General features: G+C 67.6%; 15 protein-coding genes and 2 pseudogenes. 15 read left to right on the top strand and 2 right to left on the bottom strand.

Annotated elements, in window-relative coordinates:
• Positions 1–4 precede the first annotated feature (4 nt).
• The 11 genes and pseudogenes from ACWPOB_RS12630 to ACWPOB_RS12580 all read left to right on the top strand — a co-directional run.
• Entirely contained in the window at positions 5–1,489 is a 1,485-nt protein-coding gene (locus ACWPOB_RS12630; RefSeq protein ID WP_455401014.1) for an aldehyde dehydrogenase family protein, read from the top strand.
• A 42-nt stretch (positions 1,490–1,531) separates the two neighbouring features.
• Positions 1,532–2,416: an NAD(P)-dependent oxidoreductase gene (locus ACWPOB_RS12625; protein WP_100056242.1), complete on the top strand. Its 885-nt coding sequence runs from the start codon at positions 1,532–1,534 to the stop codon at positions 2,414–2,416.
• Complete coding sequence (locus ACWPOB_RS12620; protein WP_100056241.1) at positions 2,413–3,264, top strand: N-acyl homoserine lactonase family protein; 852 nt, start codon at positions 2,413–2,415, stop codon at positions 3,262–3,264. The genes ACWPOB_RS12625 and ACWPOB_RS12620 overlap by 4 nt, the downstream gene beginning before the upstream one ends.
• Before the next feature lie 55 nt (positions 3,265–3,319).
• Positions 3,320–4,471, top strand: coding sequence for an acyl-CoA dehydrogenase family protein (locus ACWPOB_RS12615; RefSeq protein WP_455401013.1), 1,152 nt, complete (start codon positions 3,320–3,322; stop codon positions 4,469–4,471).
• Positions 4,471–6,609, top strand: a complete 2,139-nt coding sequence (locus tag ACWPOB_RS12610) for an acetate--CoA ligase family protein (protein WP_455401012.1) — start codon at positions 4,471–4,473, stop codon at positions 6,607–6,609. The genes ACWPOB_RS12615 and ACWPOB_RS12610 overlap by 1 nt, the downstream gene beginning before the upstream one ends.
• Before the next feature lie 8 nt (positions 6,610–6,617).
• On the top strand, positions 6,618–8,201 hold the full coding sequence (locus ACWPOB_RS12605) for a class I adenylate-forming enzyme family protein (RefSeq protein WP_455401011.1): 1,584 nt from the start codon (positions 6,618–6,620) through the stop codon (positions 8,199–8,201).
• Between the two features lie 56 nt (positions 8,202–8,257).
• Complete coding sequence (locus ACWPOB_RS12600; protein ID WP_455401010.1) at positions 8,258–9,070, top strand: MBL fold metallo-hydrolase; 813 nt, start codon at positions 8,258–8,260, stop codon at positions 9,068–9,070.
• A gap of 41 nt (positions 9,071–9,111) precedes the next feature.
• Positions 9,112–10,671: an AMP-binding protein gene (locus ACWPOB_RS12595; protein ID WP_100056237.1), complete on the top strand. Its 1,560-nt coding sequence runs from the start codon at positions 9,112–9,114 to the stop codon at positions 10,669–10,671.
• A complete protein-coding gene (locus ACWPOB_RS12590; RefSeq protein ID WP_100056236.1) occupies positions 10,661–11,584 on the top strand; it encodes an acyl-CoA thioesterase domain-containing protein in 924 nt (307 codons plus the stop codon). The genes ACWPOB_RS12595 and ACWPOB_RS12590 overlap by 11 nt, the downstream gene beginning before the upstream one ends.
• The gene (locus ACWPOB_RS12585) at positions 11,568–12,584 is read left to right on the top strand and encodes an NADPH:quinone oxidoreductase family protein (RefSeq protein WP_455401009.1); all 1,017 of its coding nucleotides are present in this window, start codon (positions 11,568–11,570) and stop codon (positions 12,582–12,584) included. Before ACWPOB_RS12590 ends, ACWPOB_RS12585 begins: the two co-directional genes overlap by 17 nt.
• Positions 12,585–13,199: 615 nt before the next feature.
• A pseudogene (locus ACWPOB_RS12580) lies at positions 13,200–13,642 on the top strand (integrase core domain-containing protein); the annotation flags it as partial.
• Positions 13,643–13,722: 80 nt separating this feature from the next.
• On the opposite strand, the gene ACWPOB_RS12575 reads toward ACWPOB_RS12580, so the two are convergent.
• A complete protein-coding gene (locus tag ACWPOB_RS12575; RefSeq protein WP_100056234.1) occupies positions 13,723–14,598 on the bottom strand; it encodes a hypothetical protein in 876 nt (291 codons plus the stop codon).
• A 323-nt stretch (positions 14,599–14,921) separates the two neighbouring features.
• On the opposite strand from ACWPOB_RS12575, the gene ACWPOB_RS12570 reads away from it, so the two are divergent.
• Complete coding sequence (locus ACWPOB_RS12570) at positions 14,922–15,203, top strand: hypothetical protein (RefSeq protein ID WP_455401008.1); 282 nt, start codon at positions 14,922–14,924, stop codon at positions 15,201–15,203.
• A 360-nt stretch (positions 15,204–15,563) separates the two neighbouring features.
• Positions 15,564–15,957 (top strand): annotated as a pseudogene (locus ACWPOB_RS12565) (dihydrofolate reductase family protein); the annotation flags it as partial.
• 166 nt (positions 15,958–16,123) lie between these two features.
• On the opposite strand, the gene ACWPOB_RS12560 reads toward ACWPOB_RS12565, so the two are convergent.
• Complete coding sequence (locus tag ACWPOB_RS12560) at positions 16,124–16,522, bottom strand: DUF5313 family protein (RefSeq protein WP_455401106.1); 399 nt, start codon at positions 16,520–16,522, stop codon at positions 16,124–16,126.
• A gap of 146 nt (positions 16,523–16,668) precedes the next feature.
• Between ACWPOB_RS12560 and ACWPOB_RS12555 the strand changes: the two genes are divergently transcribed.
• Together ACWPOB_RS12555 and ACWPOB_RS12550 are read left to right on the top strand one after the other, a co-directional pair.
• On the top strand, positions 16,669–17,895 hold the full coding sequence (locus tag ACWPOB_RS12555; protein ID WP_455401105.1) for an acyl-CoA dehydrogenase family protein: 1,227 nt from the start codon (positions 16,669–16,671) through the stop codon (positions 17,893–17,895).
• 91 nt (positions 17,896–17,986) lie between these two features.
• The gene (locus ACWPOB_RS12550; RefSeq protein WP_455401007.1) at positions 17,987–18,964 is read left to right on the top strand and encodes an alpha/beta hydrolase; all 978 of its coding nucleotides are present in this window, start codon (positions 17,987–17,989) and stop codon (positions 18,962–18,964) included.
• Positions 18,965–18,992: the final 28 nt, after the last annotated feature.

Here is an 18,992-nt window from a genome sequence, read left to right as displayed (position 1 = left end):
GCAGATGAGCACCCTCGCTTCCCCGATGGTCACCGACCTGATCGCGGGCACGCTACCCGAGACCCTGACCGCCGTCGTCGCCGGCGAATGGACGGCGGTGGACGCCGGTTCGCCGACGTTTCCGGTGTACGACCCGGCCACCGAAGAAGTCGTCGCACACTTCGCGCAGACGCCGGTGGACGCGGTGGGGGCCGCGGTCGAGAACGCGCACGCCGCCCGGCGCGGCTGGGCACGCACCGCGCCGGTCGAGCGGGGTCGCGTGCTCGCCCGTGCTGCCGAGGCGGTCCGCGCCCACGCCGAGACGCTCGCCCTGCTCGAGTCCATCGACACGGGAAAACCGATTTCCCAGGCCCGAGGAGATATCGCCGTCACCGCGCGTTACCTCGAGTACTACGCGGGCGCGTGCGACAAGTTCGGCGGCGAGACCATCCCGCAGGCGGACGACACCTTCGCCTACACCGTGCGCGAACCGTACGGTGTAGTCGCCCACATCACGCCGTGGAACGCACCCATCAGCCAGATGATGCGCGGGGTGGCCCCGTGTCTGGCCGCGGGTAACACGGTGGTCGTCAAGCCGTCCGAACTCACGCCGCTCACCACGAGCCTGGTGGCGGTCCTGCTGGTCGCCGCGGGTCTGCCCGCCGGCGTGTGCAACGTCGTGCTCGGTGATGGTCCCTCGGTGGGTGAGGCGCTCGTGCGCCATGATCTGGTGCGCCATATCGCTTTCACCGGATCGGTCACGTCCGGGCAGCGCGTCGGGCGGATCGCCGCGGAGCGGATCGTCGGCTGCCATCTCGAACTCGGCGGCAAGTCGCCGACGATCGTCTGCGCGGACGCAGATCTTCCTCGCGCGGCGAAGGCCGGTGCCTTCGCGGTCATCCGTAATTCGGGGCAGTCGTGCTTTGCGACCACCCGCTTGTTCGTGCACCGCAGTGTCCACGACGAGTTCGTCGAGCGTGTCGCGGCAGCGATGCAGGGACTGAGCGTCGGACGGGGGGTGGACGATCCCGATCTCGGTCCTTTGGTGTCCGGGGCGCAGCGGGACCGTGTGCTCGGCATCGTCGAGCAGGCACGTGCCGGCGGCGCCGAGGTGGTCGCCGGCGGACATCCGCCCGCCGAACGGGATTCGGGCTTCTTCGTGGTGCCGACGCTCGTCACGTCGGTGACCAACGACATGCCGATCGCTCGGCAGGAGGTGTTCGGACCGGTCCAGTCGGTGCTCGCGTTCGACGACCTCGACGAGGCGATCGAGCAGGCGAACGACACGCCTTACGGACTGTCGGCCGGGGTCTTCACCGCCGACGTCGGACGCGCGCACCGGGTTGCCCGAGACTTGCAGGCCGGACAGGTGCAGATCAACCGCTACGCCGGCGCCGGCGTCGAGATCCCCTTCGGCGGATACAAGGCCAGCGGCATCGGCCGCGAGAAGGGCCTCGAAGCACTGCTCGGCTACACACAGCTCAAGAGTGTGATCGTCGCGCTCGCCTGAGCGCGGCCACTCATCATCGGATCGAAAGAAGGATATGCCGCAATGACCAGCAATCGCACTCTCGGATTCATCGGACTCGGTGTCATGGGCGGCCCGATGAGCACCAACCTGGTGACCCGATCAGGTCATGAGGTAATCGCCTTCGATCTGAGCACCGCGTCGTTGGATCGAGTCGTCGATGCGGGCGCCAAACGTGGGGAGAGCGTGGTCGACGTCGCCGAACAGGCAGAGGTCGTCTTCCTCTCGCTCCCCAGCATCGTGCAGGTCGAGGCCGTCGCGGCGGAACTCAGGTCCGCGTCCAATCCCCCCAAGATCATCGTCGACATGAGCACCAGCGATGTGACTCGCACACGTGCGCTCGGAGCCGATCTGGTCAAGGACGGCATCGAGCTGGTAGACGCGCCGGTGGCCCGGCTCCGCCAGGCCGCCAAGGACGGCACCCTGCTCATCACCGTCGGCGCCACGTCGGAGCGGTTCGCGGATCTCGAACCCCTGTTGGGCTGTATGGGATCCGACATCGTGCACGCCGGTGCGCTCGGCAGCGGCCAGGTCATCAAGATCCTCAACAACATGGTGGTGTTCCAGACCATGAATGCCCTCGCCGAAGCCCGCGCCCTCGGCGCTGCGGCCGGGGTGGAGCCGAAGTTGCTGTTCGAGACGCTCACCCTCGGGTCGGCCGACAGCTTCGTGCTGCGCAAGTCCGCGCTCGCGACGCTCGCTGTCGACGAGTTCCCGACCAAGACCTTCCCGACCCTCTACGCCATCAAGGATCTGAGCCTGGCCCTGCAGCTCGCCCGGGACGAGGGCGTGCCCACCGCTTCGGCCGACCAGACCATGGCGCTGCTCGAAGCGACACGCGATGCGGGGTACCGCGACGAGTACTACCCGGTGATGGTCAAGCTCATCGAAGGCGGGGGCCGCAAATGAGCACCGAACACGAGGTGGTCGCGATCCGGCTCGGTCACGTGGACCGTCCGGCGCGCGATAACTTCCTCACCGACCCGCATCTGACCGCTCCGATGCGCCTCGATTTCGACATGTGGGTGGTCCGCGGCGGCGATCGGGTCGTTGTGGTGGACACCGGTTTCAGCCGAGCAGCCGGTGAGCGGCGCGGCCGGGTGCTGGAGCGTCGGCCAGCGGACGCGCTGCGCGAGTGGGGCATCGAACCGGACGAGGTGACCGATGTCGTTCTGACACACCTGCACTACGATCACGCCGGCAATATCGGCGACTTCCCGGATGCCCGCGTGCTGATTCAGCGCGACGAGGTCGCCTATGCGACCGGCGGCAGCATGCGTCATCCGCAGCTGTCGCACTTCTTCGACGTCGACGATGTGTGTGACGTCGTGCGCCGGACGTTCGCCGGCCGCGTCGATCAGGTCGCGGGGCCGCACGTCCTGCATGACGGGGTCGAGTTGTACCCCGTCGGCGGCCACACCCCGGGCCTCCAGGTGGTCCGGGTCCGCACCGAACGAGGCTGGGTCGTCCTCGCCTCCGACGCGCTGCACTACTACGCCAATTTCGACCTGCGGAACCCGTTCCCGGCCGTCGTGGACGTACCCGCTATGTTCGCGGCGTTCGACACCGTCCTCGAGCTCGCCGACGGCCCCGACCACGTCGTGCCCGGCCACGACCCGGCCGTCATGGATCGCTACGGTCCCGTCTCCGACGATCTTCCCGACGGGATGGTCGCCCTGCACCGAACCCCCGTCACCCTCGACACCACCACCACCACCGTGACCGGTGCCCCGACGACAATCGCCCGTTCTGTCTGACAGGCATTGCCTCGCCGACGCACCCCGTCACCGATCACACACAGGAGACTCCGCCGTGGACTTCCGACTTCCCGACGAGATCGAGGACTTCCGCTCCTCGGTGTCGGCCTTCGCCGCCAAGACGCTCGCCCCGAACGCTCTCGCACGAGCACACGATCCCGGATTCCCCTGGGACGTAGCCGAACTGATGGGACAACAAGGCCTGCTGGGTTTGACCATCCCCGAGGAGAAGGGGGGGCAGGGCGCGTCCCTGCTTGCTGCGGTCGTCGCGATCCAGGCGGTGGCCGCACACTGCCCCCGGTCGGCCGACATCGTCCAGGCCGGCAACTTCGGGGCAATCCGGACTTTCGCCGAGTACGCGACCGACGAGCAGCGCGAGCGTTACCTGCCGTCCCTGCTGTCCGGCAGGTCGGTCATCGGGCTGGGTATGAGCGAGCCGGAGGCCGGCTCGGCCGTGACCGATCTGCAGACCACCGCGGTCCGCAAGGACGATGGGTACATCATCAACGGCACCAAGGTGTTCGGCACGCACAGCGCCGACGCCTCGGTGTACCTGGTGTACGTCCGGTTCGGTCCGGGGGTGGGCGGTATCGGTTCGGTCCTCGTCGACCGCGACACCCCGGGACTGACCGTCGGCGAGCCGTCGATGTTCATGAACGGCGAGCACTGGTGCCAGCTGTACTTCGAGGACTGCTTCGTCCCGGATTCGCAGGTGCTGCTCGGGGAGGGCGGGTTCAAGCGGCAGATCACGGGCTTCAACGTCGAGCGTCTCGGCAATGCGTCGCGCTCGCTCGCCGTCGGACGTTACGCGTTCGACGCAGCGGTGCGGCACGTGTCCGAGCGGGAGCAGTTCGGCCGCCCGCTCGCGGAGTTCCAGGGTTTGCAGTGGATGTTCGCGGAGAAGGCCGTTCAGCTCGAGTCCGCACAGTTGCTGCTCTACCGCGCCGCGAACGTCCTGGACGGTGAACTGCCGACCGCATACGACACCGCGGTCGCGAAGTACGCCGCCAACGAAGCCGGCTTCGGCGCGGCGGACCTCGCGGTCCAGTCGATGGGGGGCACCGGGTTCAGCGAGGAGTCGCTGGTCGAGTACTGCTTCCGTCGCACCCGCGGCTGGAAGATCGCCGGCGGATCGACCGAGATCCTCAAGAACCGGATCGCCGAGACGGTGTTCGGGCGCAGGTTCAATCAGAGGGCAGGTAAGTGATGACCTCCGACACCCGAGAGCATCTCTACCGCGCTTTGGCCCGCCCACGCAGCGTCGCTGTCGTCGGCGCCTCGGACGACGCGGCGAAGACCACCGCGCGTCCCCTGCGCAACCTCGCCGACAGCAAGTGGGCAGGGGAGGTGTACGTGGTCAACCCCAACCGCGACGTCGTCGGTGGTCACCGCGCGTACGACACGATCGGTGACGTACCGACCGTGCCCGACCACGTGTTCGTTCTCACCGGCGCAGACTCCGCGATCGACGCCGCACGCGAGTGCGCACGGATGGGCGTCGGCGTGGTCACCATCATGGCCGACGGATTCGTCGGTGACTCGCCGGAAAGTCGTCGGCGCATGGCGGCACTCGAGGAGATCGCCTCGTCCGGACGTACCCGTATCCTCGGACCCAGCAGCCTCGGGGTGGTCAACCCCGCCCGGCGACTCGTGCTGACGGCCAACGCGGCCTTCGCCGAGCCGTTGCCGACCGGGGGAGGCATCTTCGTCGCATCGCAGTCCGGCAGCGCCATCGGCGCGTTGGCGTCGCGAGGCAAGGACGCAGGCATCGCGTTCCACACCATGGTGTCCACCGGCTCCGAAGTCGACCTGTCCCTGGGCGAGGTATGTCTGTCCTCGGTCGACGATCCCGAGGTGACCAGCTACATCCTCTTCCTCGAGAACCTCAGCCATGCCGGGGATCTCGCTGCCTTCGCCCGTGCCGCCGCCGAGCGGGGCAAGCCGGTGCTGGCGTACAAGCTCGGGCGCTCGGAAGCGGCTGCCGAGCTGGCCGTCTCGCACACCGGTGCGCTCGCCGGGGACGACGCCATCGCCGATGCGGCACTCCGCGATCTCGGCATCACCCGCGTCCACACCTTCGACGCACTCCTGGAAGCCCACGCGCTGGCACGGAGCACCCGCGCTCGGGGGCGCGTGCGCTCCGCGCCGCGGGTCGCCGTGGTGTCCACGACCGGGGGTGGCGGCGCGATGATGGTCGATTGCCTGGCCCTGGCCGGAGCAGAGCCGACCGGTCCGAGCGAACGGACCCGGGGGGAACTGGCCGCGGCCGGCATCCATACCGGTGGTGGGACCCTGGTCGATCTCACGCTTGCGGGTACCCGCTACGAGGTGATGAAGTCCGCCCTCGACATCCTGCTCGCCGCTCCCGAGTTCGACGCCGTCGTGGCGGTGCCCGGCTCCTCGGCCCGCTTTCATCCGGAGCTCGCCGTCAAGCCGATCGTGGATGCCGCCGGCGGCAAGCCGCTCGTCGCATTCGTCGTACCGTCGGCGCCGGAAGCGCTGCAGATGCTGCGGGACGGCGGCGTAAGTGCCTTCCGGTCCCCGGAGGCCTGCGCCGACGCGATCGTCTCGGTCTTCTCCTACCGCCCTCCCCGCCTGGAGGTCCGTCCGCCGCACCAGGTGACGGCGGTGACGGGAGTTCTCGACGAACAGTCGTCGTACGGCGTGTTCGCCGAACTGGGGGTTCCGCACGCACCGTTCGTTGTCCTGGACACGCCCGGTCCGTTCGACCGGATCCCGGTGTCGACACCGGTGGCCGTGAAGATCCATGCGGCAGGACTGGCGCACAAGTCCGATCTCGGTGGCGTCGTTCTCGGAGTCACGGACGCGAACGGCCTGACGTCCGCGGTCGACACGATCGTGTCGTCGGTGTCCCGGACCGATCCGACCGTGCCGACCGATCGCGTCCTCGTCCAGCACATGGTTCGCGGTCTCGGCGAGGCACTCATCGGATTCCGGGTGGATCCGGACGTCGGCCCGATCGTGCTCCTCGCCGCCGGGGGAGTCTTGGCAGAACTCCACAACGACCGCAGCGTCCGGCTGGCACCGGTCGATGCGGACACCGCGCAGGAAATGATCGACGAAGTCACCGCGTTTCGTGCTCTTGCCGGATTCCGCGGCCTGCCCGAGGGTGACCTCGGGGCTCTGCGTGATGCGGTGGTCGCGGTCTCGCACGCCGCGGGACTCGTCGATCGCGGCGTGGTCGAACTCGAGGCGAACCCGGTGCTCGTCTGCGCCGACGGCGAGGGCGTCTTCGCCGTCGACGCGGTGGTCCGGGTTGCGGGAGGCTCTTACCCAGATCGCGCTTTGTCCGCCGTGGCAGGCGCGGGCGGCATGAACCCGTAGGAGCTTTCATGGACATCAACCACATCGTCGATTCCCCGTTCCGAGCATTGCCGCGAGGAGACCAGGACGCACCCGCGTTGTCGATCGACGGCACCGAGTGGTGGAGCTACGCCGACCTCCGCGACCGCCGCGATCGCTATGTGAAGGTGCTTCTGGGAGCCGGGGTGACCCCAGGCGACCGGGTCGGCATGATTCTGGTGAATTGCCTCGACTACGTCGCCCTGTACTTCGCGATCGCGCGCATCGGGGCGATCGCGGTCCGCCTGAACTTCCGGCTCGCGCCGGCAGAACTGTCCTTCCTCGTCGAGGACTCCGGCAGCACGGTCGTCTTCTTCCATTCGAGCCGCACACAGCAACTGGAGTCGATCCACGAAGACCTGTCGGTCCGGTCGTGGTTCTGCCTGAGGGACGACGAGACTGCGGTGCCGGAGTGGGCGCAAGCCCCCGATCTGGATTCTCCCGCTGCCGGAATCGACGATCTGCCCCGCCCGTCCGGCACCGATCCCGTCATGATCATGTACACCTCGGGGACGACCGGCCGGCCGAAGGGTGCGGTGTGGACGCACGACAACGCGATGTGGTTCGCCACCATCCAGGCCATGCAGTGGGGATTCACCCGCCGGACCGTGACGATGACGACCGGGCCGCTCTACCACGCCGGTGCCTTCGAGTGCTTCACCCTTCCGGCGCTGATGGTCTACGGCAGAGCGGTGGTCATGTCCAGCGGTGGGATGTCGGCCCAGCGGATCGCCGACACGGTCGCCACCGCGCAGGTGAGCGACGCGCTGCTGTACCCGTTCCTGATCTACGACCTGCTCGCCCTGGGACCCGATCGTCTGCGCACGCTCGGCTCCTTGAAACTCATCATGTCCGGCGGCGACCCGTTGCAGGCGTGGGCGATCGAAGCCTTGACCGAGCACCTGCCGAACGTGGAGCTCAACAAGGGGTTCGGGTTGACCGAAGGGGGCGGACAGTCCGCGGTCCTTACGCAGGAGTTCAGCCGGAGCCACGCCGACACCGTCGGCCGTCCGCTTCCATTGACGGAGATCCGCGTGGTCGGTATCGACGGTTCGGACACCGCCCCGGACGAGGTCGGAGAGATCTGGGTTCGCTCACCGGCAGTGTCCGGGGTGTACTGGAATCGTCCGGAGGCGACGAAGGAAACGTTCGTGGACGGCTGGTGCCGCACCGGTGATCTCGGCCGGGTCACCAGCGACGGTTTCCTCCTCGTCAGCGGTCGTAGCAAGGACATGATCCGTAGCGGCGGCGAGAACATCTACCCCGCGGAGATCGAAGGGGTACTGGCCCGGCATCCGGGTGTCGGTGCCGTCGCCGTGGTCGGGGTGCCCGACAGCAAGTACCTCGAGGTCGGATGCGCGGTCGTCGTCCCGGCCGACAACGGACAGTCGCAGGACGAACTCGAGTCGGCCCTTCGCGAGTTGGCGACCACGCACCTGGCCAAGTACAAGTGCCCACGCCATTACGTATTCGTCGACGAACTGCCCGTCAGCTCCTCCGGGAAGGTCCTCAAGCGGGTGCTGCGCGATACCTACGCCTCCGTCCAGGCGGCGGCCGAGGGCGCGACCCCCTGAGTACGGCGACATTCGCCGGTACCGCCCGGACCACTTCTTTCAGAAAGGTTTGCATCATGCGCTTCGGAGACATCGACGTTGTGCCCGTACTGGACGGAATCGGACGGGAGGACCCGAACCACATTCTCACCAGGCCGGGTGTCGAGGATCCTTGGTCGACCAAGGACGAGGTACTCGACGAGCAGGGAAATCTCGATTTCGACATCGGCGGATTCCTCATCCGGACGGGGGATCGCGTCGTCGTGGTCGACACCGGGGTGGGGACCGTCGACGACAAGCTGCTCGGCCACGGAGGCCGCTACACCGGGGGCAAATTCCTCGACTCCCTGCGCGCTCACGGTGTGCAGCCGGAGGATGTGACGGACGTGCTGCTCACCCACTTGCACTTCGATCACGTGGGTTGGACCACCCAGAAGGGGGAGGTGGTGTTCCCTCGTGCGACGTACCGGGCACATCGGCTCGACTGGGAGCACTTTGTCGATTCTTCCGATGCCAGCCCGGGGGCCGTGCGCAAGTTGTCGCCGATCTCGGCTCAGCTCGAGCTGTTCGATACGGATGCCACCCTGGCTCCAGGCGTCGACGCCGTCCACAGCCCCGGTCACACGCCTGGTTCGACCGTCTTTGTCGTGTCGGGCGACGACCGGCGCGGGTATCTGCTCGGTGACGTCGTCCATTCGACTGTCGAGCTCGAAGAGTCGGACTGGCGGGCGATTTTCGACGAGGATCCCGAACTGGCGTCGAAAACCCGTAATCAGCTCGCCGACGAACTCGCTGCCAGCGGGGACCTTGTGGTAGGTGCTCACTTTCCTGGGCTGAATTTCGGGCGCATGGTGTTGACCGACGGGCAGCGCCGCTTCCGCGCACTCTGATTTCCGGCAACGCTCGGGCACGATTGAAAGGACGACGGACGATGGTCACGTACGGGGAGCAGCTCACCGTCGGACAGATTCCGCATCTGCACGCACGGTCTCACCTGCTCGGCTCCAAGGTCGCGATCGTCGAGGGCGACACCCGCTTCACCTGGGCGGACGTCAGTACTCGTACGGCAAAGTTGGCCAACGGGCTGGCGGATCTGGGGGTCGGCAAAGGCACGAAGGTCGCGGTGATCCTCACCAACCGCGCCCAGTACGTTGAGATCGTCTACGCCGTGGCCGGTTTGGGTGCGGCCGTCGTACCGATCAGCTATCGGTTCACTCCGGGCGAGATCGCCTACGCGGTCCGGTACAGCGACGCCGAAGTGGTCATCGTGGACGGCCGGCTCACCGATACGTTCGCCGCAGCCCACGAAAACCTGCCGCACATCTCCGCCGACCATGTTCTCGTCGTCGCCGGACAGAAGGGGACATCCGGTTACGTCGATTACGAAACCGTTCTCGCCGGCGCGGCGACGGACCTCGAGTATCTGAACATGGAAGAATGGGACGTCTATCATCTGGCGTTCACCGGAGGCACCAGCGGGGATCCCAAGGCCTGCGAGATCCCGCAGCGTATTGCCCGCCAGGGGTGGTACGACATCACCGTCGAGGTGGGCAACCGGGTGAACGATGTCACCGTCCTAGCCGGGCCGTTCTACCACGGCCTCGGATTCACCTGGGGACTCCAGCAACTCATGGTCGGCGGCACGATTGTCATGCTGCGCGAGTTCGACGCACGCGAATTGTTGCAGACCATCGAGCGGGAACGGGTCTCGTTCATCCCCATGGTGCCGACGATGTTCGAGATGGTGCTGGAAGTTGCGGACAAGGACTCGTTCGACATCACCTCGGTCCGGCGACTGATGTCGGCCGGCTCCCCGTTGCTCACCGCGACCAAGGAACGGCTCCTGAAGTTCTTCCCCGATGCCGGACTCTACGAGCTGTACGGGTCGACCGAAGCGGGCTTCTTCAGCATCCTCAAGCCCGAGGACCAACTCCGCAAGGTGCGCTCCGCGGGGTTGCCGTACTTCGGGTGCGAGCTGCGCATCCTCGATCCCTACGGTCAGGACGTGCCGGTGGGAACGGTGGGACAGATCTACAAACGCGGACCCGGCCTGGGGGTCAGGTACTACAAGAACCCGGAGGCCACCGAGGAACAGTTCTGCGGGGAGTGGATCACCAGCGGGGACCTCGGCCGATTCGACGAGGAGGGCTACCTCTATGTGGTCGACCGTGCCAAGGACATGATCATCTCCGGTGGCGTGAACATCTTTCCCACCGAGATCGAAGATGTGCTCGTCACCCATCCGGACATCGTCGAAGCCGCCGTCATCGGCCGCCCCGATCCCAAATGGGGCGAGATCGTCACCGCCTACGTGGTGACGCGGGACGCGTTGCCGGTTCCCGAAGACGAACTCGACGCACTGTGCCGCGAGAGGTTGGCAGCCTACAAACGACCGCGCACATACCTGGCTCTCGACGCGCTGCCGAAGAACGCCTCCGGCAAGCTTCTCAAGCGTGCACTCAAGGCCCAGGCGACCACCAATGAGACGTGACAAGTCGCCGGTCGACGAGCCGGCTCCGACCGCCGACCCCACCGGAGCCGGGATATCGGCCTACTTCTGTCGACATCCAGGGGCCGGGCTCGAGGAACTGACACCCCTACCGGTATCGCTGAGCGGCTGGGGTACCGAGCACATGCGGGGCAGTGCCGTCACCGGCGCCCTGGCCCGATCGGCGGAACTCGCCGGCGGGAGGCGACCGGGTCTGCGTCCGGTCAGATTCACGGTCGATCTGCACACGGCCGCGACGATGGCGACCGTGTTTACGCGATCGACGGTCCTGCGTGAGGGCGGCCGCCTGATGCTCGTGGACAGCGAACTCCTGCAGGACGGATGCGTCATGGCCCGGGCTCGCACGCTGTTCCTGCCCACGGTCGAACAAGACATCGACTGCCCACCGTGGTTGCCGGACCGAACGCCGAGCACACCGTCGGACCACCTGCAGCCGATCACCGGCGAGGGGCGCCTGTTCTACAGCGACGGATCCGGATGGGACCCCGACGCCGGACGTCACCGGAACTCCGAACGTAAACAGGTCTGGTGCCGAGCCATTCCGCTCGTAGCCGGCGAGAAGGCGACTTCGTTCCAGGCCGCCGCCACCGTCGCGGACCTGACGAACCTCGTCACCCATTGGGGCACCGAAGGTGTCTGCCACATCAACGCCGACGTCACACTCGTGCTGGCACGCACTCCCGATGTACTGGCCATGGGGGTGTCTGCGACCGGGCGAGTCGGGGCCGGGTCACCGTCGGTCGGGGCCGCCGAGATGTACGACAAGCACGGCGTCTTCGGATACGCAACCGTTGCCACCCTCCTACAGCCCGACCGTCCGATGGACACGGTCACCCAGCTCATGCGCGGACCGGCGATTCGAGACAGAAGGAGGAAGCGTGAAGACCTCGAATAAAACACTCGTCCCGGCGCTGCAGGTCCATGGTTGCGGCGAAGCACCGCAGATTACCGTGAACGATATTCCGCTTCCGTCGTGCGGTCCGCTCGAGGTCATGGTGGCGCCGCGGGCCGCGGCACTGCATTTCGCCGACGTCTTGATGATGCGGGGCGAATACCAGGTCCGGCCGACGCTCCCCTTCATCCCTGGAATGGAGGCGGCGGGGTTGGTGATCAAGGTGGGAGACAAGGTCACCCACGTCCGCGAGGGCGACAGGGTGCTCGCCATGACGCCCTATGGCGCAATGGCAGGTGCCGTGGTGGTATCGGAAGCGCATGTTGCCAAGATCCCCGACTCGATGGCATTCTCCGTTGCCGCGACCTTCGGAATCGCGTACTTCACGGCCTACGCCGCACTCCGATTCCGTGCACACCTCCGTGCCGGGGAAACCGTGCTCGTCACCGGGGCGCGTGGTGGCGTCGGCCGGGCCGCCGCCCAACTCGCCAAGGCCATGGGAGCACGCGTCGTCGCTGTCTCGCGCGATGTCGAAAGCGTCCGTCGGGAACTGTGCGAGTGCGTCGACGACGTAGTGGAGGCGGACCCCGAGACCGTTGTCGAGGAAGTGAGGCGCGTGACCCGAGGACGCGGCGCCGACGTCGTTGTCGATGTCGTCGGCGGCCGGTTGCTCGGTCGACTGGTGCGCGCCACGGCCTGGGAAGGCAGGCTCGTGATCGTCGGGTTCGCCGCCGGTACACCGGAAGACCTCAAGCCCGGACACCTCCTCGTAAAGAACATCTCGGTGGCCGGACTTCAATCGACAGATTATTGGACTCGGAACCCAGCGAGTCTCCAGGCTGCTCTCGGTGCTCTGCTGGCGCTCGTCGACATCGGCGCGCTGTCGGTTCCGGAACCACGAGAATTCCCTCTCGACGCGGTTGACGCCGCCGTGCATGCTCTGGAAGCGGCCTCCGACCGGAACGTCGTGATCCTGATCGAGCGGGGCCAGGGCGGGGAGTAGGCATCGTGTCCGGCGGCGCCGTCGGCCGAATTGGAACAGCGTCCTCGGCTCGGTGCACGATGAGGCGGTGACCGAGCCGTCCGCCGGGCTATCCGACGACGATCCGTAGTTCCTGGACCAGCCCAACGCCAGGGTCACCATGCCCTGCTCCGCGCCACCGGTGGTCGACACCGAGCTGCTGTTGCTGTACTGGGACCTGGGTCGGGCGATCGTCGAACACCGGAAGGCTTGTGAGATGACAGCGCTGCATTGCCCATCGACGCAGAGGCGAGTCGTTCGACCACCTCGGAAAAATGTGATACCGGATGCCAATGCAGGGAATGCAGAGGTGGGACTTACTTGACATAACCCCGTTGTCGGCATGCCGCGACACCAGATAAAGTGTTGTTTTGCAGAGCATTACAGCACTTTGCCTGCCGTCCATCTGGAACTAGTTGAGCGTATCCCGGGAAACGCCCACCACATCGTTCGTCCGGGCCGGCCGCCGACGGGGGCAGTATCGGCACGCCGTCGTCGAGCGACTCGACACCCCACCCGGCCGGGCCGGCCGGCCGAGCTCAACCACACCAGCACGGCCCCGTGCCGTCGGCGGCAACCACGCGCGCGTCGACGCCCCTGGGGTGGCGGGTGATGACCACGAACGGCGCACCGCTGGTCGGCGGCGTGCACGGGTAAGCGCTGTTCACCCGAAGGGGAACCGATTTGCGTTTCACCTCAACAGGTTTGGTGCATCACTCGGATGCGGTCGGTCAGTACACCTCACGGGCGTTCGCCGACGCACGGACCGAATCGGGGATCGCCGGCTCGATCGGCAGCGTCGGGGACGCCCTCGACAACGCGATGAGGGAATCGACCGTAGGGCTCTACAAGACCGAGTTGATCCACCGGGACCGATTGTGGTCCGTGCGGGCGGAAGTGGAGAAGGAAACCGCGGAGTGGGTGCGCTGGTCAACGCGGACCGGCTGCATTCGTCGATCGGATGCCTCTCGCCGATCGACTACGAGACGCGCTCTCGTGAGCACCGTCCCACCGCCGCCTCAGGCCTCGCGGTGGCCTGAACGAGGTCCCCACTCGATCCAGGACGGTTCATCGTACTGTCGGCAGCTACTTCTGACGGGCCTGAGTGCGACGGGCTACCTCAGGCGCCGGCGCTCGGCCCGCGGAGGTATCTGCCGAGGTAACTCTCGTCGAGAGCGAGTGCTTTGGTGATCGTCGCGGCACCCACGATCACCATCGACAGCGCGAACAGCCAGCTGATCGAGGTGAACACCACCCCCAGGGGACCGAACTTCGTCTCTGCTGTGGCTGTGAACCTCGGCAGCACGATCCGACCTGCGGCACGGACCACCGTGAGGCCTGACGCGGTGAGCATCCCGGTGGCCCACAGCACGCGACCGGACAATGCGCCCCTGGTGAGCAGATACGGGCACACGGTCCACACGACCGCCCACGCCGCCAGTTCGCCGAGGATCGCCAGCGGTCGGCCGACGTAGTTCAGCCCGGACACCTGCCGGATCACGCCGATCAGCGCGGTCGACGCTGCGATCAAGAGGAGGACCACCAGCCACCGCCAGGCGTCGCGGGCGCTGATCGGCGGCACGTTCCAGATCTTTCCGTAGATCCGTGCCAGGGTCCGGGTGAATGATGTGCCGCTGATGGCGACCAGCAGCAATCCGAGGACACCGAATGCCGCGAAGGACGGGTCAGCGGCGGTGAATACGCTGGTCCCGGCCGACAGGTCGGTCGAGTCGAGACCGAGTTGTTCCTCGATGGCGCGGGCGGCCAGATCCCAGTTACTGAAGATCGAGGCGGCGATGATCAGCGGCAGCACCGAGGTGAAGATCTTGGCGGCGAGGCTCATCGATCGGTCGGCGAGTTCGATGTCGATGAGCCCGTCGATGACACGCCGGACCGTCCGTCCCGGTGGTGTTCCCTGCAACCAGCCGTTCGCGGATTCGGTACGCGCGGCGAGGGCTTCTCGGCCCAAGGCGACTGACAGTTTGGTTGGACGCACAGAGTCGACTCAACTCCACGATCAGGCGTTTGTCACCGCATCACCTGGCTCGGACTCCGGGATCCGAAACCGGGTGGTGTGAGGGCGGCGTGCCACCTCCCGCAGTCGAATCGACGTCCACCCAGGGTCGATCTCGGGCGCCTCCATCCCCCGGACCGGCGACCCGGTCCGCCGGCCTGCGAGCCGTCTCGTCGGGCGGCCGTCTGCGACACCGGGCACGTCACCGACGCCGATCCCCTTGTTCTCAGGCGTGACGCCGTGGGCCTGCGGGGCGGATAATGGCGGCGGGTGATCGGTGCTGGGCCGAGTCGAGGGCGGTCGGCATGCAGTGGCAGCAGCGTTGGGCGGTCGAGGGTGTACAGACCGGGGTTCTCATCGTGCGGTCTCTGGTCGCGGAGGCGCTCGAGGAGGTCCCCGCGGGAGTCGCACTGCGCGATGTTGCGCTGACCGACGATCTTCGGTGCCGCTACGAGCGTGCCCGCGGGTTGTTGGCCCGTGCGGTGGCCGAGGCGCGGGCGCTCGGTGTGGTGGTGGCCCCGGTGGCCGAACTCGACCCAGACCGGCTTTTTCGGGCGCTGCGACCGGATGAGTCGGGGACGAATTAGAGCACCTGCCGGTCGGCCGGAGCCGACGGCGGCGCCCGTGCCGAGCCGGGCGGCGAGCAGCGCACCCGTGGGACCACCGGCGCCGGAAGGACGCCGAAGGCTGGTCTTCCCTAGCACATCCCGATCACCGTGGAGCGGTGGTCCGCCGGTGGCAGCGGCGGGGAGAGAGGACCACCGGAGTGGGCGGTGGCGTATCGAATCGTGCGGCCGGAGCGGGCGGGAACGACGCGATTGCGGCGGCCGTCGAGTACCGCGCTGGGGGCCACAGCCACCGTGTTGGCCGTGGCCAAGTCCTGGGGCCGCATCCGGGCGGCCGGACTTCTGGAGTCCGACGGCGATGAGTTCGGCCGTGTTGCCAGTCTGTATCCACACACCCGATCACCCGCTCTCCAGGAGAGCATCAGGACCGCTACCTACACCTTCGACGCCTTCTCCAGCCCGGACGGCTACGGCTCCCGCCGCGGCAACTGGGGCGGCTACTGGGGCAAGCAAGGCCCCGCGCTGCTCGACCACCGCCTCGCCCCGAACGAGGCGGAGCGGCGGATGGTCTTCGGGGCCACTACCTATCGGCAATTCGTGCGACCGCCGGCCTCGAGGGCCGAGGAGTCCGGCGCGAACGACTCATGGGTCACCCGGATGAGGAGCATGCCGGCACGGTGTGTCGACCACACTGGAAGGAGCCCTCGACTGGCCGAACGCGACCGTCGTGAGCGGTGACGCCGTCGCCGTCGTCGCGCGGCTCGAGGAGGAGACGATCGGTGCCGTCTTCTGCCGTTGGTGGAGGCGATCGGCACGCCGCTGCCGTATCAGCTGTGACCACCCGGAGCTCGGGCTGAAAGCCACACCGATGGCTGGTCGTCCTGTGGTGAAGCTTCCTCGGGCCCGCCTATGCAATGTCAGCTCGGCAGAGGTGACTGCGTCTACCCCCGCGTCCGCAGCTCGGCGCGCATCGCGGAGTGGAGTCGCTCGTAGGCGGCCTTCTCGGCGTCGCGCTCCCGGACGCGCCGGGGGTTCTCGAGGTCTCCCGGCAGGCCGTTGCGCTCGAGCCGGCGCCGGCGGTTCTGCGCCATGTAGGCGGCGGAGAAGAACAGCGCGAGGGCGACGCCGAGTCCCATCGTCGACAGGCGCAGCCACACCGGGCCGGGCAGGAGCAGGAACGCGGCGTACAGCGGGAGGAAGGGGACCTGGCTGCGGACCATGTGGCGGGCGACGGCGTGGTCGCCGATCAGGTCGTTGCGCACCCACTCGCGCATCGAGGCGGGAAGGGGGCGGCCGACGGCGTAGGCGAGCCACTGGAGCGGGCCGGGGCGGGTGCGCATCTCTCGGGCCTTTCGTGCGGGGGCGACATCAGGAGTCTACGCAAATAGATCGTGCATTAACTAATCGTAGGCTAAATATGCCCGATGTCACTGCCGGTTCCGCGGATCCGTATACGTACACGAGAACGTGTTCTATATTTCGAGTCATGTACGAGTGGTCCGACACCGATCTCATGTTCCGTGACGCGCTGCGCGGATTCATCGACAAGGAGATCCGCCCCCACGTGGATCGGCTCGAGAGCGGTGAGCTACCGCCCTACGACATCATCCGCAAACTGTTCGCCGCCTTCGGCATCGACGAGCTGGCCCGCGACGGCCTGAACAAGGCCCTCGCCCGGGAGGAGGCCGGCGAGACGTCGTCTGCCAAGCCGGGCGGCGGCATGGGCTCCGGCGGTATGGCGGCCCTGCTCAACAGCGAGATCGCCGGCGTCAGCCTCGGGCTCGTCGCTTCGATGGGCGTCAGCCTCGGCCTCACCGCGGGCACCATCCGCAGCCGCGGCACGCTCGCCCAGAAGAAGCGGTGGCTGCCCGAGCTGGTGACCTTCGAGAAGGTCGGCGCCTGGGCCATCACCGAACCCGACTCCGGGTCGGACGCCTTCGGTGGAATGAAGTCCACGGTCCGGCGCGACGGCGACGACTACATCCTCAACGGGCAGAAGACCTTCATCACCAACGGTCCCTACGCCGACGTCGTCATCGTGTACGCCAAGCTCGACGAGGGCGACCCGAGCATCGACCGCCGGGACCGCAAGGTGCTCGCCTTCGTGCTCGAGAAGGGTATGGAGGGACTGACCCAGAGCCCGCCGTTCAAGAAGATGGGCATGAACTCCTCGCCCACCGGCGAGCTGTTCTTCGACAACGTCCGCATCACCCGCGACCGGCTGCTCGGCGAGACCGAGGAGGGTGGCCGCAGCGACGGCAAGGAGAGCGCGCGCGAATCCTTCGCCGCCGAGCGGATCGGCATCGCCTACCTGGCCCTCGGCATCATCGAGGAATGTCTGCGCCTGTGCAAGGACTACGCCCGCACCCGCAAGCTGTGGGGAGCGGAGATCTCCCGGTTCCAGCTGATCCAGCTCAAGCTCGCCGAGATGGAGATCGCCCGCATCAACGTCCGCAACATGGTGTTCAGCGCCATCGAACGCACGGAGGCCGGCAAGCCCGTCGGCCTGGCCGAGGCCTCGGCGATGAAGCTGTACTCCTCGCGCGCGGCCACCGACGTGGCGATGGAGGCGGTGCAGCTCTTCGGCGGCAACGGCTACATGGCCGAGTACCGCGTCGAGCAGCTCGCGCGGGACGCGAAGTCGCTGATGATCTACGCGGGCAGCAACGAGATCCAGGTGACGCACATCGCCAAGGGCCTGCTCGCCGAGTGACCGCGACCCCGGGCCGTGCCGCGCGGTCCGGGGTCCCGGTACCCGGGACCGGTATCTGCACCTGCGCTGCAGATTCCACTATCGTGTCGCCATGACCGAGATCATGCCAGTCTCGACCGACGTCGATCCCGAACTGGCCGACGCGGTGACGACCCTCCCGGACCTCGATCTCGCCGACGTGGACGGAGGCCGTCGCACCCTCGACTCGATCGTTGCGGCCGCCGGCCCCGCCGACACCACCGGTGTCACCGTCGAGGAGTGGCTCGTCCCCGGCGCGCCCGGCGGCCCCGAGGTGCCCGTGCGGATCCACACGCCCGACAGGTGTCCCGACGGCAACCCCGCGGGCCGGCCCGTCGTTCTCGAAATCCACGGCGGAGGATTCGTCCTCGGCAGCGCCGCCCACAGCGAAGCCTTCGCGGCCGCCGTCGCCCGCGCGACCGGCGCCGTCGTCATCTCCGTCGACTACCGGCTCGCCCCCGAGCACCCCTATCCCGCTGCCGCCGACGACTGTTACGCGGTCCTCGAGTGGATCGCTTCCGGCGCAGCATGTCTCGACATCGACCCGGACCGCGTCGTCGTCCTCGGCGATTCCGCGGGCGGCGCCCTCGCCGCGACCGTCGCGCTGCGGGCCCGGGACGAGGGCGGCCCGCGCATCGCGCTGCAGGCCCTGCTCGAACCCGCACTCGACGACCGGCTCGAGACCGCCTCCATGCGCGGCGGCGGCGCCACCGCCGTGTGGGACAACCGCAAGGCCGCCCAGAGCTGGCGGCACTACCTCGGCGGGCAGGAGCCCACCGAGCAGTCCGTGCCCGCGCGCCGGGCCGACCTGACCGGCCTGCCGCCCACCTACCTCACCGTCAACGAACTCGACCCGCTCCGCGACGAGGGGCTCGTCTACGCCCAGCGTCTCCTGCAGGCCGGGGTGCGCGTCGAACTGCACTGCTGGCCGGGCGTATTCCACGGATTCACCCTCGTCCGAGGGGCCGGCGCCACGCGTCGCGCCGCTCGCTCGCTGTACGACGCGATCGTCCGGGCCACCGCCCGCACCCCCGTCCTCGACCACGACTGACCCGCCCCCCGCGCGGCGCCACCCCCTC

It is taken from the genome of Rhodococcus sp. 2H158, from assembly GCF_053764755.1.
This window is presented reverse-complemented; position numbering and strand designations above follow the sequence as displayed.